This is a genomic window from Chloroflexota bacterium, from assembly GCA_034717495.1.
GTDB lineage: Bacteria > Chloroflexota > Anaerolineae > JAAEKA01 > JAAEKA01 > JAYELL01.
Window position 1 is genome coordinate 23,898 of record JAYELL010000048.1, and the last position, 16,994, is coordinate 40,891.

At 58.4% G+C, this 16,994-nt stretch carries 16 protein-coding genes; 6 read left to right on the plus strand and 10 right to left on the minus strand.

Features of this window, described 5'->3' with window-relative positions:
• Window positions 1–86: 86 nt before the first annotated feature.
• From U9R25_09395 to U9R25_09440, 10 genes are all read right to left on the minus strand, one after another.
• On the minus strand, window positions 87–1,091 hold the full coding sequence (locus U9R25_09395; protein ID MEA3336109.1) for a rod shape-determining protein: 1,005 nt from the start codon (window positions 1,089–1,091) through the stop codon (window positions 87–89).
• Window positions 1,092–1,203: 112 nt separating this feature from the next.
• On the minus strand, window positions 1,204–1,674 hold the full coding sequence (atpC, locus tag U9R25_09400) for an ATP synthase F1 subunit epsilon (protein ID MEA3336110.1): 471 nt from the start codon (window positions 1,672–1,674) through the stop codon (window positions 1,204–1,206).
• Window positions 1,675–1,797: 123 nt separating this feature from the next.
• Complete coding sequence (gene atpD, locus U9R25_09405; protein ID MEA3336111.1) at window positions 1,798–3,225, minus strand: F0F1 ATP synthase subunit beta; 1,428 nt, start codon at window positions 3,223–3,225, stop codon at window positions 1,798–1,800.
• 29 nt (window positions 3,226–3,254) lie between these two features.
• A complete protein-coding gene (gene atpG / locus U9R25_09410) occupies window positions 3,255–4,172 on the minus strand; it encodes an ATP synthase F1 subunit gamma (GenBank protein MEA3336112.1) in 918 nt (305 codons plus the stop codon).
• 26 nt (window positions 4,173–4,198) lie between these two features.
• Complete coding sequence (locus U9R25_09415) at window positions 4,199–5,554, minus strand: hypothetical protein (protein ID MEA3336113.1); 1,356 nt, start codon at window positions 5,552–5,554, stop codon at window positions 4,199–4,201.
• Between the two features lie 12 nt (window positions 5,555–5,566).
• Entirely contained in the window at window positions 5,567–7,075 is a 1,509-nt protein-coding gene (gene atpA / locus U9R25_09420; GenBank protein MEA3336114.1) for a F0F1 ATP synthase subunit alpha, read from the minus strand.
• 126 nt (window positions 7,076–7,201) lie between these two features.
• Window positions 7,202–7,735 (minus strand): ATP synthase F1 subunit delta, encoded by a 534-nt coding sequence (atpH, locus tag U9R25_09425; protein MEA3336115.1) that lies wholly within the window; start codon window positions 7,733–7,735, stop codon window positions 7,202–7,204.
• Window position 7,736: 1 nt separating this feature from the next.
• Window positions 7,737–8,252, minus strand: a complete 516-nt coding sequence (atpF, locus tag U9R25_09430) for a F0F1 ATP synthase subunit B (protein MEA3336116.1) — start codon at window positions 8,250–8,252, stop codon at window positions 7,737–7,739.
• Between the two features lie 75 nt (window positions 8,253–8,327).
• On the minus strand, window positions 8,328–8,561 hold the full coding sequence (gene atpE / locus U9R25_09435) for an ATP synthase F0 subunit C (protein MEA3336117.1): 234 nt from the start codon (window positions 8,559–8,561) through the stop codon (window positions 8,328–8,330).
• A 61-nt stretch (window positions 8,562–8,622) separates the two neighbouring features.
• Window positions 8,623–9,675 (minus strand): FoF1 ATP synthase subunit a, encoded by a 1,053-nt coding sequence (locus tag U9R25_09440; GenBank protein MEA3336118.1) that lies wholly within the window; start codon window positions 9,673–9,675, stop codon window positions 8,623–8,625.
• 249 nt (window positions 9,676–9,924) lie between these two features.
• On the opposite strand from U9R25_09440, the gene U9R25_09445 reads away from it, so the two are divergent.
• The 6 genes from U9R25_09445 to wecB all read left to right on the plus strand — a co-directional run bounded on the left by U9R25_09445 (window position 9,925) and on the right by wecB (window position 16,552).
• Window positions 9,925–11,244, plus strand: coding sequence for a hypothetical protein (locus U9R25_09445; protein ID MEA3336119.1), 1,320 nt, complete (start codon window positions 9,925–9,927; stop codon window positions 11,242–11,244).
• A 207-nt stretch (window positions 11,245–11,451) separates the two neighbouring features.
• Window positions 11,452–13,248 carry an FAD-binding protein gene (locus U9R25_09450; GenBank protein MEA3336120.1) on the plus strand — a complete coding sequence of 599 codons (1,797 nt, stop codon included), beginning with the start codon at window positions 11,452–11,454 and terminating at the stop codon, window positions 13,246–13,248.
• A 97-nt stretch (window positions 13,249–13,345) separates the two neighbouring features.
• Complete coding sequence (locus U9R25_09455) at window positions 13,346–14,119, plus strand: succinate dehydrogenase iron-sulfur subunit (protein MEA3336121.1); 774 nt, start codon at window positions 13,346–13,348, stop codon at window positions 14,117–14,119.
• 81 nt (window positions 14,120–14,200) lie between these two features.
• Window positions 14,201–14,551, plus strand: a complete 351-nt coding sequence (sdhC, locus tag U9R25_09460; GenBank protein MEA3336122.1) for a succinate dehydrogenase, cytochrome b556 subunit — start codon at window positions 14,201–14,203, stop codon at window positions 14,549–14,551.
• A 2-nt stretch (window positions 14,552–14,553) separates the two neighbouring features.
• Window positions 14,554–14,892: a succinate dehydrogenase, hydrophobic membrane anchor protein gene (sdhD, locus tag U9R25_09465; protein ID MEA3336123.1), complete on the plus strand. Its 339-nt coding sequence runs from the start codon at window positions 14,554–14,556 to the stop codon at window positions 14,890–14,892.
• A 535-nt stretch (window positions 14,893–15,427) separates the two neighbouring features.
• The gene (gene wecB / locus U9R25_09470; protein ID MEA3336124.1) at window positions 15,428–16,552 is read left to right on the plus strand and encodes a UDP-N-acetylglucosamine 2-epimerase (non-hydrolyzing); all 1,125 of its coding nucleotides are present in this window, start codon (window positions 15,428–15,430) and stop codon (window positions 16,550–16,552) included.
• Window positions 16,553–16,994: the final 442 nt, after the last annotated feature.

Here is a 16,994-nt window from a genome sequence, read left to right on the forward strand (position 1 = left end):
GTCTCCATACGCAGCCCAGGTCTCGATTCAGCTTCCTGGAAGTGCTTCTCTGGCCCTCCGACCTCTGACACTCCGACCTTCTGCCCCTACGTCTCCGGCAAACTGCGGTGCATAACGGCGTAGTTCTCCAGCGCCTTGCCGGCGCCGATGGCAACGCATGCCAGGGGATTCTCGGCCACGTAACAGGGCACACCGGTCTCCCGGGTCAGCAGGTCGTCGATATTTCGCAGCAGGGAACCACCACCGGTGAGCACCATGCCCCGATCGATGATGTCCGCAGCTAGCTCGGGCGGTGTTTTCTCCAGGGTCTGTTTGACCGTGCTGACGATTGATGCCAGCGGTTCGGCGATGGCCTCGGTGACCTCTTCCGAACTGATCTCAATGGTTCTGGGAAGACCCGCAACCTGATCACGCCCACGGACCTCGATGGTCATATCCTCTTCCAGCGGCAATGCCGAGCCGATCTTGATCTTGATTTCCTCCGCGGTCTTCTCGCCAATGAGCAGATTATACTTTTTGCGCACATAGTTGATGATCGCGTCGTCCGTCCGGTTACCACCGACCCGTACGCTGCTCCACACGACGATGTCGTACATCGACACGACCGCAGCTTCGGTAGTACCGCCACCGATGTCGACCACCATGTTGCCGGTGGGGGTACCGATGGGAAGCCCTGCACCGTAAGCGGCCGCCAGCGGTTCCGGAATGAGATAGGCATCTTTCGCGCCGGCCTGTTCCGCGGCATCCTTCACCGCTCTGCTCTCGACACTGGTCACACCGCGCGGGGTGCTGATCATGACCCGCGGTCGCAGTAATGGATTGCGGCCGATGGCGCGTTGAATGAAGTAGCGCAACATAGCCTCAGTTACCACGTAATCGGCCACCACGCCAGCCCGCAAAGGCCGGGCTACCTCGATGCTCTCCGGCGTGCGGCCAAGCATGTCCCTGGCCTCCTTGCCCACAGCCACGATTTTATTATCGCGCGTGGAAATGGCAACGACGGAGGGCTCCTGCAAGATAATGCCCTTGCCGCTGAGATAAACAATGATGTTGACAGTTCCAAGATCTATGCCAATGAGTTTTTCTAACAATTTATTCTCCGATGAGATTGTGAGAGTATGTGATCAGGTATCAGTATAACGAAAACGGGGCCAGGGGCAAGTTGCCACCCTGACCCCGTATGGAGGACATTCGCTGTGGCGATCAATCGGATTCCTCGCCTCCAATGCCTGGAGTTGGTGAGGCAGGACGCGGCTTTGACCGGCGCCTTCGGGCAATCTTGATACGCACATTCGAGCGCCGCAGTGCTTGTTCCATCAAACGGCGTCGCTCCTCAGTGCTGGGGACCCCGGTCTCAAGGAATTCCTGGGCCTTTCGTCGGGCTTCTTCGGCGCGCTGCAGGTCGATCTCATCGGCAGACTCGCCGGAACGAGCCAGCAGGGTCACCTTGTCGGGACGCACCTCCATGAAACCGCCGCCGACGGCGAAATGGATATCTTCTTGACCCTCTTTTTTGACAACCACCTCACCCGGTTCGACGACGGTCATCAGGGGTGCATGTTTTGGCAGAATGCCCAGGACACCACTGGCGCCGGGCGCGACCACCATGTTGACGTCATCCTCGTAGACGACGTTCTCCTGTGCGATGAACTCAAAGCGGATGGTATCAGCCATTGGTTTCCTTTGGTTGGAGACTCGGAGTCTCAGAGTTTCAGAGTCTCAGAAGGTCGGGACGTCTGGTCCTCTGACCCTCTGGCATTCTGATCCTCTGATAATCTGGCCCTCTGCCTCTCTGCCCTATCCGCCCGCTCGCACACGCTCGGCTTTTTCGATGGCTTTTTCGATGGTGCCGACCATATAAAAAGCTTGCTCCGGCAGATCGTCATGTTTTCCGTCAAGGATTTCCTTGAAGCCCCGCACGGTCTCATCCAACCTGACATACTCACCCGGTGTGCCGGTGAATACCTCGGCGACGAACATGGGCTGCGTAAGGAAACGCTGCATTCGCCGTGCCCGGTGAACGATCACCTTATCTTCCTCGCTGAGCTCTTCGACACCCAGAATGGCGATGATGTCCTGCAGATCCTTGTAGCGCTGCAGGGTCCGCTGGACGGCACGGGCTACCTCGTAGTGTTCGTTGCCGACCACCAGTGGATCCAAAATACGGCTGGTGGAGGCCAACGGATCGACGGCCGGGAAGAGGGCCTGTTCTGCCAGGGATCGTTCCAGCGAAATGGTGGCATCCAGATGGGCAAAGGTCGTGGCCGGTGCCGGATCGGTGTAGTCGTCGGCCGGCACATAGATCGCCTGCATCGACGTGATCGAGCCTTTGGTGGTGGAGGTGATTCGCTCCTGCAACTCACCCATTTCGGTGCCCAGCGTTGGCTGATAACCGACGGCAGAGGGCATGCGCCCCATCAAGGCCGATACCTCGGAACCGGCCTGCACAAAGCGGAAGATATTATCGATAAAGAGCAGCACATCACGGCCTTGATCGCGGAAGTATTCCGCCATGGTCACGCCGGCAAGGCCCACTCGCAGGCGGGCGCCGGGAGGCTCATTCATCTGGCCAAACACCAGCACGGTGCTGTCGATCACACCGCTCTCCTTCATCTCGTTCCACAGGTCATTGCCCTCGCGGCTGCGCTCACCAACACCAGCGAAGACGGAGTACCCGCTGTGCTCCTCGGCCACATTGCGGATCAACTCCTGAATGATGACCGTTTTGCCGACGCCTGCACCTCCGAAAACGCCTGTCTTGCCACCCTTGGTAAAGGGCGCCACCAGATCGATCACCTTCATGCCGGTCTCAAAGATCTCTGCTTTGGTAGACTGTTCAACAAACGATGGCGCCGGCCGGTGGATCGGGTAGTAGTCTGATGCGATCACATCCGCACCCTCATCGATAGCTTCGCCCAATACGTTGAAGATTCGACCCAGCGTTTCAGGGCCGACCGGCACTGTGATCGGCGCGCCGGTATTTACCACGTCGATGCCGCGGCTCAAACCATCGGTGGTAGACATGGCAATAGCTCGAACCCGATTCCCTCCCAACTGCTGTTGTACCTCGCAGACCAGTTTGCCACCCTCTTGCAGGGGGATTTCGATGGCATCGTTGATCTCGGGCAATTGGCCGTCGGGAAATTCTGCGTCCAGGACCGGACCCATGATCGAAACGATTTTCCCAACACTTCCGGTAGAGCTATTTTTCCCATTCTGGGCCATAAGGGCGTCCTCCATCCATTTTACTACGATCAGGCCGTTTCCTGCGCCAGGGCGTTGGCGCCTGCGGCGATATCAAGCAACTCCATGGTGATCTTTTCCTGCCGGGCCTTGTTGTAACTCAAGGTCAAATCGCCAAGTAGATCATTGGCGGCGTCGGTGGCATTGCGCATGGCAACCATGCGGGCCGCGTGTTCGCTGGCGATCGACTCGTACAGCGCCTGCAGGATCTGGAGTTCAGTGAAGTTGTACAACACCTGCCCCAGCACCGTTTGGGCATCGGGTTCGAAAATGTAGTCGGCGGCCATGGGCACGCTCGGTTCCCCCGGCTCCACGGGCAGTATCTTGCGTACCACTGGCTCGTAATTGATTACATTGTGATAATCGGTGTATGCCAGGTAAACCGCATCAACTTCACCGGTCACGAAGTCCTCGATGGCCACCCGGGCAATCGGTGCCACCGATTCCATGTCCGCGCCACCATGCTGGCCGTTGGCCAAATAGGCGCTGGTCGGCTGGTCTCCAATGTTGATGAAAGTCGCTCGCAGCGGGGGGCCATAGCGGGCCATCCAGTCTCGCCCCTTCTTGCCGATAGTCACCACCGTAACCTCTTTGCCCTCTTCCTGCCATTTTTTGATGTACTGCCAGGTGTGGTTGATGAGATTGCTGTTGAGACCACCGGCCAGGCCTCGATCGGAGGTGATCATTATCAGGCCGATCCGGTTTTCGGGGCGTACCTGGAGCAAGGCCTGCAGGTCAGTGCGGCTTTGGCGCAGGCGGGCGAGAAATGTGAGCACTTCCCAGGACTTGTCAGCATAGGGTCGGGTCGCTTCAACCTGAGCCTGGGCACGGCGCATCTTGGAGGCGGAAACGGCCTCCATGGCTTTGGTGACTTTTTCGATGTTGCCAACGCTTCGAATGCGTCGCCTGATTTCGCGATCGGTTGCCATGACCTAATACTTCCTAATTATCCACCTCAGGGCGTCTTGAGGATCACCAGCCGGGGTTCACTCGGTGGGCTGACTGTTTCAAACTGGTCGGGTCCCGTCTGCCGGACTACCTGGACGAACCAGGTACCCTGGCCTTCGAAGCCGTCCCGGTGGAAAAGTTTCATGAAGCGCTCGTAGGCCGTGAGGCTCAGACAGGGTTGCGAATACTGTCCATGGCAGGCGTCGCCCTTGCCTCGAACGCTGCCCGCATTGTAAACATTGCCGAGCGGATCCCTGGCAACCAGAACCAGCTCATAGAAATCCTCCGGCGCCAGTTGGCCCACCGGTGGCACAAATTCCACGATCAGTGCCGAACCCTCTTCTCTGGACGTTTCCTGTTCCGGCCAGAGGGAGACCGGTGCACTGTAGGCGGTACTGGGTGGCGCCGGTGTTGCCGTTGCCCGAGGCAGCGCCGTTGGTTTTGGACGAGCCCTGGTCGGAGCCCGGGTAGGTGTGGCGGTTGCCGTCGGCGCGGGCGCAACATCGAAGGTGATTCCGGTATTGCGGCTTGAATCGCGCAGCGCCTGGGCCCACCATATCATGCGACCCGCAGAGACTCCGGTGGTCGCCTCTCCCTGGTAGGCCCGTTCAAAGCCACCCTGGGGATCTGCGGTTGCAAAGCCAGGCTCCAGCAAACCACCTTCCGGCAGTTCAAGCCAGGTCAAAACTGTTTCACCGCCCTCGAAGCCGGAGGCGCGGAAACGCATCTCGGAACCGGGTATGGCCGGGTTGACCAATGCTTCAGCTCTGGGCAGTGCCGGAGGTACCGGCGTCGCCTCAGGCAGATACTCACCCAACTCAATATCTTCGACCAAAAACGTGTCGTTTTCCCGGGCCAGGAAAATGGTCGCTGGTTGTGCACCAACAATGCCCTGGCCCTCGTAGGTTTCCTGCCAGAGCACGTTGACCGCAACCTGCCGGTCCGCGGTCGGCTCGGCGCCCAATACTTCAAAAAAGCTGATATGGGGGTTGGCAAGGGCCAGGCGCCCTAACACAAGATCGGCCAACTTCTCTTTTCCGCTGGTCGTCAACAAGGACCCATACACCCCACGAAACTCACCGCCAGCCAGGCCGGTTAGAAAATCATGGGCGGTTTCCATGCCGATCTCCAGGTCAGAATCGGCAAGTGGCACGGCGCTGGGGGTGGAAGTGGGTGTTGCCGTACTTTCTTTGGTGGGTTTGGGCGGTACCGGTGTTGGCGTATCGGCCTCAGGCGTTTCGACAGGCGCAGAGGTCGGTGGCACCAGTGTTGGTTCAACCTCGGGAGTCGAGCTACATCCCGCCAGGAGCAACAAGGCCGGCAGCAATAGGCCCAAAGCGAGTATCCGCAGAACTATTCTCATACGTTGATCAGATTAGCCTAAAAACTGTTTATTGAAGTCATCGAGAGCAACCTTCAGACCATCGATGGTCGCGTCGCTCATTTCCTTCTCCCGAGCGATCGATTGGCCGATGGCAGGATGGGTACTGTCCATAAATTGGTAAAAGGACTCTTCCCATTCGGCGATACGCTCAACGGGAATCTCATCCAGGTAGCCATTGGTACCGGCGTAGAGAGCCATGACCTGGTGTTCCAGAGACACAGGTTGATACTGAGGCTGCTTGAGCAGTTCGCTGAGACGCTGGCCCCGATCAAGCTGTTGCTGGGTGGATGCATCCAACGACGAACCGAACTGGGCAAAGGCGGCCAGTTCCCGGAACTGGGCTAAATCCAATTTCAGGCGCGAGGCTACCTGCTTCATCGCCCGGGTCTGAGCCGCCGAGCCTACCCGGCTGACGCTGATGCCGACGTTGAGAGCAGGCCGAACACCGGCATAAAAGAGATCTGACTCCAGATAGATCTGTCCGTCGGTGATCGAAATCACGTTGGTAGGAATATAGGCGGAAACGTCGTTGGCCTGGGTCTCGATAATGGGCAGGGCTGTCAGGCTGCCGCCGCCATAGTCGGGCGCCAGCTTGGCGGCTCGCTCCAACAGGCGGCTGTGAAGGTAAAAAACATCGCCGGGATAGGCTTCGCGACCGGGCGGGCGGCGCATGAGCAGGGAAACCTGGCGATAGGCCTGGGCGTGTTTACTCAGGTCGTCATAGACGATCAATGCATCCCTGCCCTGCTCCATAAATTCCTCGCCAATAGCACAGCCCGCGTAGGGTGCGATGTACTGCAGGGCCGCGGGTTCGGACGCCGTGGCAGCCACTACGGTGGTATGCTCCATGGCGCCATAGTGCTCCAATGTCGCCACAACCTGGGCTACCTGGGCCCGCTTCTGACCGATCGCCACGTAGATACAGATCAGGTCCTTGCCCTTCTGGTTGATGATCGTATCGATAGAAATGGCCGTCTTGCCGGTCTGGCGGTCGCCAATGATTAGCTCGCGCTGGCCACGGCCGATGGGGATCATGGAGTCGATGGCCTTGATGCCTGTTTCGACCGGCGTGTCCACCGATTTTCGCGTCACCACGTTGGGAGCGATGCGCTCGACAGAGCGGAAGCTAGTGCTGTTGATAGGACCCTTGCCATCGATGGGCTGGCCGACGGCGTTGATCACGCGGCCTATCATGGCGTCACCCACAGGTACGGAGACAATGCGCCCGGTGCCTCGGACGATGTTGCCTTCCTCGATGTCGCTGTATTCCCCCATGATAATCACGCCGATGTTGTCTTCCTGCAGGTTGAAGACGATTCCCAGCGTGCCGTTGGGGAACTCCACCAGCTCACTGGCGGCAGCACTGGTCAGACCGACGATGCGTGCGATGCCGTCGCCGACTTCGACCACGGTGCCCACGTCTACCAAACGTTGGGGGGCTTCAAAGCTATCGATTTGCCGGCGAATTAGATCCGCCAGATCCTGCGAGCGTACTGTCATGAGTTCCTCCGGAAGGAGTAGTAAGAGCTATGGCCGGTCTGTGCGCAGCCTCTCGAACCGCAAGCGGAGTGGCTCGATGAAGCTCTGCCATTGACAATTCTCAATTCACCAATTGATAATTGTCAATCAATCAGTGCTTACGCCCAGGCTCTGCCGCAAGCCGGCCAACCTGCTTGCCAGGCTGCGGTCCAGCAGTTTGTCGCCGACGCGCACGACGATACCGCCCAGAATCGCTGGATCAACGATGTATCTGAAATCCAGGTTCGAACCGAACTCGTCGACGAGTTTTTGTTCGATAGCCTGCCGCTCCTGGCTGTCCAACTCGACGGCACTGGTGATTTCCGCGATCGTCAAGCGCTGGCCGCCGCCGGCCGCCGCCAATTGATGCATCTCCTCCAATACGTCACCCAGGGCGGCGATATCGCCGTTGGCGAGCATGGCGAAGAGGAAATTACGCACAGAGCGCGGCAAATCATCGGGCATCTGCGTGACCAACAGACTCTGCTTCTCCTCGAAGCTGGGGCCTGGGTCTTCCAGGACTTTCGCCACGCCAGGGGTGCGGCCAATGGCTTCCGCTACGACAGCGAGACCGTCGATCCAGCCCTGGAGAGCCGTTTCGAACGCTACGTTGGCATACGTTCTTGCTTCGCTTGCAGTCACGTTAGTCCCTCGTCGTGCCATTTGTCGAGGCAAGGAATTCGCTTACATAGGCCTTCTGTGCCTCAGGGTCAGCCAGTTCGCGATCGAGAACCTTTTCAGCGGCAAGAACTGCCAGTTCGGCAATCTGCCCCTGGGCCTCGTTGATGATGCGTTGCTTCTCCCGATCGGCTTCCTCGCGGGCATCGTCGATGATGCGCTGTGCCTCTTCCCGGGCACTGGCCTCGATTTCGCCAGCCAGCGTTTCCCCGCGTTGAGAGGCGGAAGCGATGCGATCCATGGCCTCGCGGCGTTCCAAGTTTATTTGTTCTTCCAACTGGGCACGTTCGCCTTCAGCCTCCTGGCGCGCGACCTCAGCGGCCTGCAATCCCGCTGCGATCCGCAGTTTGCGGCTTTCCAGCATGTTGAGCATGGGCTTGTAGAGCACCAGCCGCAGGATCACGAGTAGAATGACGAAGTTGACGATCTGTGCTAACAGAAGGGAGCCGTTAATGCCTAGTTGACCGAGGATTTCACCCAATCTGGCACCTCCTTCTTGCCTTTGTCATATGTGTCTCAACCGAAATCGAACACCGTGAGATGGTTCGCTCGGCCATTAACCAGTAAGGCCAGGAGCGCCGACGAAGATCAGGACCAGCGCAACCACCAGGGCGTAAATGGCGATCGCCTCGGCGAACACGATTCCCAGGATCATGTTGGTTCGGATCTCACCGGCGGCTTCCGGATTGCGGCCGATGGCTTGCATCGCGCCCATCACCAGCAAACCGATGCCGATACCAGGACCCAGAGCGCCCAGACCGATGGCCAAAGCAGGAGCGAGAATTTCCATACCTAGAGTTCCTCCTTCGTCAATTGGCAATTAGCAACTGACAATTAACAATTGATGATTATTACTGATGTTCGCTGTCATGGTCGTGGCTGATCACAGCCATGGCCATGAAGATGAGTGTTAAGAATGCAAACACGAACGCCTGCATGAAACCAACGAATACCTCGAGGCCGTAGAAGGGCACCGGTGTTATGAACGGGACAAGGAAGGTCATCACAAAAAGCAAAATCGCACCGGCAAAGATGTTGCCGAAAAGTCGGAAGGTGAAGGAAATGATCTTGGCGAACTCGCTGATTATCTCCAGGATACCCACGAAAACTTCGATGAGCTTCATCCCGATAGAATTGGAGCCGGTCACCGGCGGCATGATGAATTTGCGGAAATAGCTCAATCCCAGGGCCTGGACGCCGATCACCTGGGTCCAGAATACTGAGATCAACGCCAGAGCCAGGGGAACATTCAAGTCGGTGGCTGCGCCGCGCATATAGGGTAACAGCACATAGCCACCGTAGGCACTTTCATGGTGTGCCCCGTCGCCATGGCTTTCATCGCCATGAGCCATCGCTTCTTCGATCTCGTGAATCTGTTCGTCCGTCAGGTCGATCGGTTTGGCGCCGTCCAGAGAGGGGATGCCAAAGATCCCTTTGCGCAATTCGAAGCCGGAGGTGACGCCTGCTTCCGCATAGGCCACTTCGAGCGGCTCGATTTTGCCAATGGTATCAACGCCGGGCAGTAGCTCCATCCAGTTAGCGACCAGCAAAAAGATCAACAGAGTCATGAAGATGCCGAAGAATTTTTTTGCGTTGCTCTTGCCGGCCACATCTTCGGCCATGTCGAAGAAGGTCTCGACGAACCACTCGACCAGATTCTGCAGACCCGAGGGAACGTCCTTCATATTGCGAGTGGCGAAAAATGCCAACACCAGGATAACAATATCAGCCAGAAAAGTGGCGATCAGCGTGTTGGTGACGGGGAAGTTGCCGATGTGAAAGACAATTTCGGGGCTAAGGACAATGGTGGGAAGAGGGATTTTGATCAGGACTGCACTGGCAATCATCACCGCCAGGATACCGACGATGATGAGAATATTGCGGGGCGTCAGAATCTTTTGCACTGCGCTGTGCCCTCCTTCGAGGCGGCGGGTTGCCGCAGAGAGATAAAAGATAAGTCCGTCCGGGTCAATACTACTTGCCGGAGCGAGCGGTCAGATTATAACCGAACGCCAGAGAATTGCCAAAATCAAAAAGGGGAGGGAAAACAGGGATATTTACCGTTACATAATGCATAGGCACGACGTCATGTTAGACGAAGAATGAGAGAAGTCGTTGATCGATCGGATTTGCTGTAATTTGAGGTAGACCAGATGCGAGAACCACCACCAGGTTCGGAACAAAAAACAAATACTAACGCAGGGTCAAGTGGCGTAGGGGATTTCTGGCGTTGGTTGTTGCTGCTGACGATTTTTACGGCGGTGGCTTTGCTGGTGATCGGTACATTGTTGTCCAATCCCGACGGTGGAGTTCGGGCGGGCATCAGCCGGACCCACGTCGCTCAGTTGGAGGAAACGCGGGCGGCATCGTTGACCGATGCCGCCGTGCCCACCACTGAACCGACATCCACATCGACATCGACTCCCGTACCCACCAGAACACCCACCGCTACGATGACGCCAACAGCCACACCGACGCCAACCTCGACCGCGACTTTGACACCGATGGTTATTACGCCGCTACCTCAGCCGGCCGATCTTTTTGCTGCGGCGACGCATGTCGCCGAACAGACTCGACAGGTTGAACGGCATGGCACTGCGACCCCGTTGCCCCCCAACGTGGTGACGGCTACCTTTACGCCGAAACCGCTGGTGGTGACCAATACCCCGACTCCTGGCAATCAGGAAACAGCCACCTATCAGGCGGTGGTGGCCACGGCCCTCGCGGCGACCACTGGGACACCCACGCTGCCCGCTGTTCCTGTGGTTACGGCGACGCCCAGCCCGACCCGCACGCCGAAACCGATCGTTACCCCAAAACCCACATCGACGCCGACCCCGTTGTTCCAGTTGTTGAGCGACATCACGCCGACCCCAATCCCCCAGTTCCCATCGGAGCTTGTGGGCAAGATCCTTTTCAAAGGCACCGCGCTGGGTGAACCAAAGAATCCTCATGGGTATTACATGATCAATCCGGACGGTACCGGACTGGCCCGGTTGACAGGGTCATGGCTCTTCAGAGCAGCCGAAGGTCGAGACTCCCATTCAACTGGCGGGGAAGTGGGCGCAGTGGCCCGGGTGGATCCCAGAACACGCAGGTGGCAGATCTTCCTCCGTGACTACGGGTCGAATGAGCTGGAGCAGGTGACCTACTTTAGTTTTAACGGCCTGCGCACTCCGGTCTTATCACCCGAAGGCGACGCAATTGCCTATGTCACCTGGCACACGGGAAACGATGAGATATGGGTGATCGAACGAGGAGAGAAAACCGGAACACAGTTGACATTCGATAAAGATGTCTACGAGCGCCATCCCAGCTGGGCTCCCGGTGGTAACCAGATCGTTTACTACCTTGAACGTGATGGCAAGACGCGCATCTGGATCATGGACGCCGACGGCAGAAACAAACACCCTATCACCAGCCCCGACTACGACGCATGGGATCCGGTGTGGGTGAAGTATGCCGATTCATAAACAGATTATCAGAGTATCGGAGTATCGGAGTGTCGGTCTGAGACTCTCTGACATGCTGAGACTCTGAAACTCTGGAACTCTCCCCTTCCGAATATCGCTACAAGGGCCGTCGGCCAATTCGCCGGCGGTTTTATGATCTATATCATGCCGGAGTACCGGTTCATGTGGTAGAATGGTCACAAGTTCGTCATCAAAGAAAGGAGCCCCATGGCAAACTCGAATACAACAATCACTCATGACCTCATCATCGTTGGAGCGGGACTGGCCGGCAGTTGGGCCGCCATGATCGCAGCCCAGAAAGGTGTCAAAGATGTGGGCGTGCTGTCCAAAATCCACCCGTTGCGGTCGCACAGTGGGGCCGCCCAGGGAGGGATCGCAGCCGCATTGAATAACGTGCGGCCTGTGCCGGGCACCGGTCCCCGCGGGCCCCTGGAGCAGATACCCGCTGGCGATGATCCTGTCGATAGCTGGGAATTGCACATGTTCGACACCATCAAGGGATCCGACTGGTTGGGCGACCAGGATGCCATCGAGATTCTGGTCAAGGATGCCATCGACATTGTCTATGAATACGACCGGCTGGGCTGTGTCTTCAGTCGCACGCCCGATGGCCGCATTGCCCAGCGCCGCTTCGGTGGCCACAGCGCTCCCCGGGCCAACTTCTCGGCCGACTGGACCGGCCATGTGTTGCTGCACACGATTCACGAGCAAGCATTGCGCCACGGAGTCAAATTCTACAGCGAATGGTTCTGCCTGGACCTGATCGTCGAGGATAACATCTGCCGTGGCATTGTGGCCATGGAGGTCCTGACGGGCAGGATCGTCACCATGCGGGCCAAGGCGGTGCTCTTCGGCACCGGCGGCTACGGCCGGGCCTTCAAGATCACTTCAAATGCCCTGGCAAACACCGGCGACGGGGTAGCTATCGCCTACAACGCCGGCATACCATTGATGGACATGGAGTTTGTGCAGTTTCACCCGACCGGGCTCTACCGCCACGGCATCCTGATGAGTGAAGCCTGCCGGGGCGAGGGTGGCTACCTCACCAACAGCCTGGGCGAACGATTCATGGAGAACTACGCGCCCGACAAGATGGAATTGGCGCCCCGGGACCTGGTCAGCCGCTCGGAGCAGACGGAGATCGACCAGGGCCGCGGCATCATGGAAGATGGACAGGGCATCTATCTCGACATGACCCACCTGGGTGGGGAGAAGATCATGGAGCGGCTGCCGCAGGTGCGGGAGTTGGCCATCGAGTTCGTTGGGGTCGATCCCATCGACGCGCCGGTACCCATTCAGCCGACGGCCCATTACAGCATGGGTGGCATTCCCTGCGACGCCAATGGCCAGGTGCTTGCCGACGCCAACGGCACGCCGGTAGTGGGGTTCTTCGTCGCGGGCGAGGTAGCCTGCGTGAGCGTTCACGGCGCCAACCGCCTGGGTACCAACAGCCTGCTGGAGGCCTCGGTCTTCGGCCGGCGGGCGGGCTACGCGCTGGCCGATTTCATCCACGGTGGCGCGCAACTGCATCCAGTGCCTGGCGATCCGGCTGCGGCCAACACCGAGCGGGTCCGCGATCTGCTGGACAACCCGGGCAACGAGCTTGTGGAGCCTATCGCGCAGGATCTGAAGGCCACCATGACCGACAACTGCGGCATCTTTCGCAGCGACGAAAGGCTGCGTATTGCCCTGGAGGACATCCACCGGTTGCAAAAGCGCTTCCAAAACGCCCGAGTGATGGACAAAAGCAACCGCTTCAACACCGATCTGTTGGCGGCCATCGAGGCGCAACACATGCTCACCTACAGTGAGCTTATCGTCGGCGGCGCGCTCAACCGCACCGAGAGCCGCGGCGCCCATTCCCGCACCGATTTCCCCAAACGGGATGATGAGGAGTGGCTGAAACATACCGTGGTCGAAAAAACCGCCGCCGGTCCGGTGATCAGTTATAAACCGGTCAACATCGATTGGAAGAAATACCCGCCGCAGGAGCGGAAGTACTAGCGAGAGGATCAGAAGGGCAGAGAGTCAGAGGACCAGAAGGCTGTGGTAACACCGAGACTCTGAAACTCTGACCCTCCGCCAACGGGAGTATACGACTATGACCGAGAGCAAGAACGTAACCGTCCGCGTGCAACGCTTCAATCCCGACACCGACCGGAAGCCTTACCTGGATTCGTTTGAGGTCGAGTTGACGGCTGATAAGACGGTGCTGGACGCGTTACACGAGATCAAAACCCGGCAGGATGGCAGCGTGACCTACCGGCGCAGTTGCCGCCATGCCATTTGTGGCAGTTGTGCCATGAATATCAATGGGGTCAACATGCTGGCCTGTAACAAACCCCTTCGCGATGTGCTGGACCGCAAGGGACAGGTAACCATTCGCCCCTTGCCTTACCTGCCCATCATCAAGGATCTGGTGGTCGATCGTACGGTATTCTGGGAGCAGTATGTGAGGGTCAAGCCCTGGCTGGAGCCCCCCGAGATCGAGACCGACAAGGAGTATCGAGTATCTCCCGCCGAGGTCGCGGCCCTGGACCATGCAGAGACCTGCATCATGTGCGGCGCCTGTTATTCCGCCTGTACCGTGGTGGCAGGCAATAAACGCTACATCGGGCCCCATGCCCTGCTCAAGGCCTATCTGCGGGTGGTCGATCCCCGGGACACGGCCGTCGAAGCGCGGTTGCAGGAGATCTCGGGTTACGACGGCGTCTATCGCTGCCATACCATCTTCAACTGTATCGACGCCTGCCCCAAGCACCTGAGCCCCACATCGGCCATCGAACGGCTGCGCAAGATGGCGCCAAAATCCAAACGGCTTGCGCAAGAGCGCCAGGAACGACAACGGACCCTGACACAACCAGTGGCGGAGTGATGTCGATATGTCACGATGTCATCATGTCACAAAACTCTCATGACATTTTGACATGATGACATGATCCGGAGGATATTCAAAATGTATAAAACAACCGGCTTTCTCAGCTTCGCCCTCCGCCGCCTGACCGGGCTGGCGCTGGTGGCCTATCTGTTCATGCATATCATGGTCATCGGCTCGGCCAACGGTGGCAGCGCACGGTTTGATTCGGTGTTGAACTTCGTGCAGACGGACTTCTTTAAGCTGTTGGAGATTGGACTGTTGGCCGCGGTGGTCTACCATGCCGTCGACGGCATCCGTCTGTTGATCGTGCACTATTTCGATGTACCCGACAAGGAAAAAAGCCTCTTCTACGCCATATTCGCCGTGGCAGCCATCCTGGTGATCGCCGGTGGCCTGCCCATATTACTATTCATGCTGGAGGGCAAGTGATTATGAGTATCATGCGAAACTGGCAGATCCAGCGACTGAGCGCGGTTGCCCTGCTGTTTTTTTTGACAACCCACATGGTTGTAGTTCACTATCCTCCCTTCCACATCACCTTTGACCGAATTCTGGAACGCATGGCCAACCCGGTCTGGAAGACGATCGACATCCTGTTTCTGGCCTTTGTACTGGCCCATGCCCTGAGCGGCGTTTGGGCCGTAGTGACCGACTATGATGCCCTGTACCGCTGGCGCAAGCTGATCGGGGCCGTCGCCGTGGTGGCCGGGATCGCTGCGTTCATCTTCGGCGCGATGACCATCATGACCTTCCAGCCGGCAGGTGTTTAGCGAAGGGAAGCGACAGTGCGTTATGTCATCCTCGCGAACGCGGGGAAGGTTTGGACCACGAAGGCGCGAAGTCTCACGCGCCAGCACGCTACGCCAGCAGGCGTGCCGAGAGGCAGCAAGCGGTGCGTGAGCTAGGCGTACCGTGAGGTAAGGACGCGAAGCGCGAAGGGTGCGAAGGGCGCGGGGACGCGGCGCGACAGACCGTTTAGCCACGTCACTCCCGCGGACGCGGGAGTCCATGGATCTGGTGGGCGAAACCAGCCCGTGGACTCGGGTCAGGGAGTGGCAATGGATCCCCGCCGACCGCTCGGATCCATTGCCACTGTGCTGGAGGTCGCGGGGATGACAGTTTGATGGAACCTTCACTCCCGCGGCGCCCTCCGGGATGCACGAGAGAATGACAGTGACTAGCGTAGGGATAACATAGGAGGGGGGCCGCGTTCGCCCCATTTCGCTCTCCGTGCTACCATTCGCTCAATTCGCCGAATTCGAGGCAGAATCCCGCGTCTGACCCGTCTCTGCGAGGTACCGTCCATTGTCAACACGCAAAAAGATTCTTAGTATCCTTGGCACACGGCCCGAGGCCATCAAACTGGCCCCGGTGATCGTGGAACTCAACCGCCGGCCCGAGATTTTCGACTCCAGGGTTTGTATCACGGCGCAGCACCGTGACATGCTCGACCAGGCCCTATTGCCCTTTGACATCGAAGTCCATCACGATCTGGACATCATGATGCCGGGGCAGTCGCTGGCAGAGGTAACCTCGCGGGCTGTAGCGGGACTGGATCGGGTCATCCTGGAGGAGCAACCGGACGTTATCCTGGTGCAGGGGGATACCACCACCGTTTTCTGTGGCGCGCTGGCAGGCTATTACAACCAGGTGACGGTCGGCCACGTCGAGGCAGGACTGCGCACCGGCGACAAGTATTCACCCTTCCCGGAAGAGGGCAATCGCCGCCTGACCGGCCACCTGGCCGATTTACATTTTGCCCCCACCGAACAGGCCAGGAACGCCCTGTTGCGGGAGGGAATCTCGCCGGACGCCATTTTTGTTACCGGCAACACCGTCATCGATTCCCTGCTCTGGATGCGCGATCGGGTGCGCGGGGAAACGCCGGCATTGCCCCCGGGCCTGGCGCAGCAGCTGGCTGACCGGCAAGTGGTCCTGGTGACAGGGCATCGCCGGGAGAGCTTCGGCCCAGGTTTCGAGAACATCTGTTGGGCCATTCGGGAGGTTGCCGATCGATTCGACGATGTACTGTTCGTCTATCCGGTCCATCTCAATCCCCGGGTGCGGGAGCCGGTCAAGCGCATCCTTGGGAGTCACGACCGGATTGCCTTGATCGAGCCCCAGCCCTACGAGTCCTTTGTCTGGTTGATGGATCGCTCGGAGATCGTTTTGACCGACTCCGGGGGTGTCCAGGAGGAGGCACCCTCCCTGGGCAAGCCGGTCCTGGTCATGCGGGAGACCACCGAACGCCCCGAGGGGATCGAGGCCGGCAATGCCCGCCTGGTGGGAGTGGAGTGGGATCGTATTGTTGCGGCGCTGGCGGAGCTGTTGCAACATCCCAAACAGCGGGCAGCTATGGGCCAGGTCCGTAATCCCTACGGCGACGGACAGGCGTCCGTTCGCATCGCAGACATCCTCGCTCAACAGTGAGTCGGAGGGGCAGAGGGTCGCCGTGTTGCCCCATCCCCGTGTTCTTGACGCAGGACAAACCCAGCTAACCCAAACCAGGGACTTCGTACAGCCTCGACTCCTCGGCATATTGAGTGTTCCGTAATCCCCCGTTGTTCAGGATCATTCCAACAACAAGGTACATAACATAACCGAAGTTCCTTCGCGGAATTGCTGGCCACTCTCCGCGGCAATTGACCCCCCTATTCTTTTGTGCTATCATCGTTTTTTGCGGTACATAAACCTGCCTCGATTCTCGGAGGTCCCATATGTTCAGAAGCCCAGCCGTTACCGGTCGAGCGACCTTTGTCTTGCTGATTCTGGTCCTCTTTTTGATTGCTTGCGCGTCCAATCCCGTGTTTGTCACGAAAGAAATGTATCCTGTCCCCGCCGAGACAATGCAGCCTGAATTGTTTATCGAAGC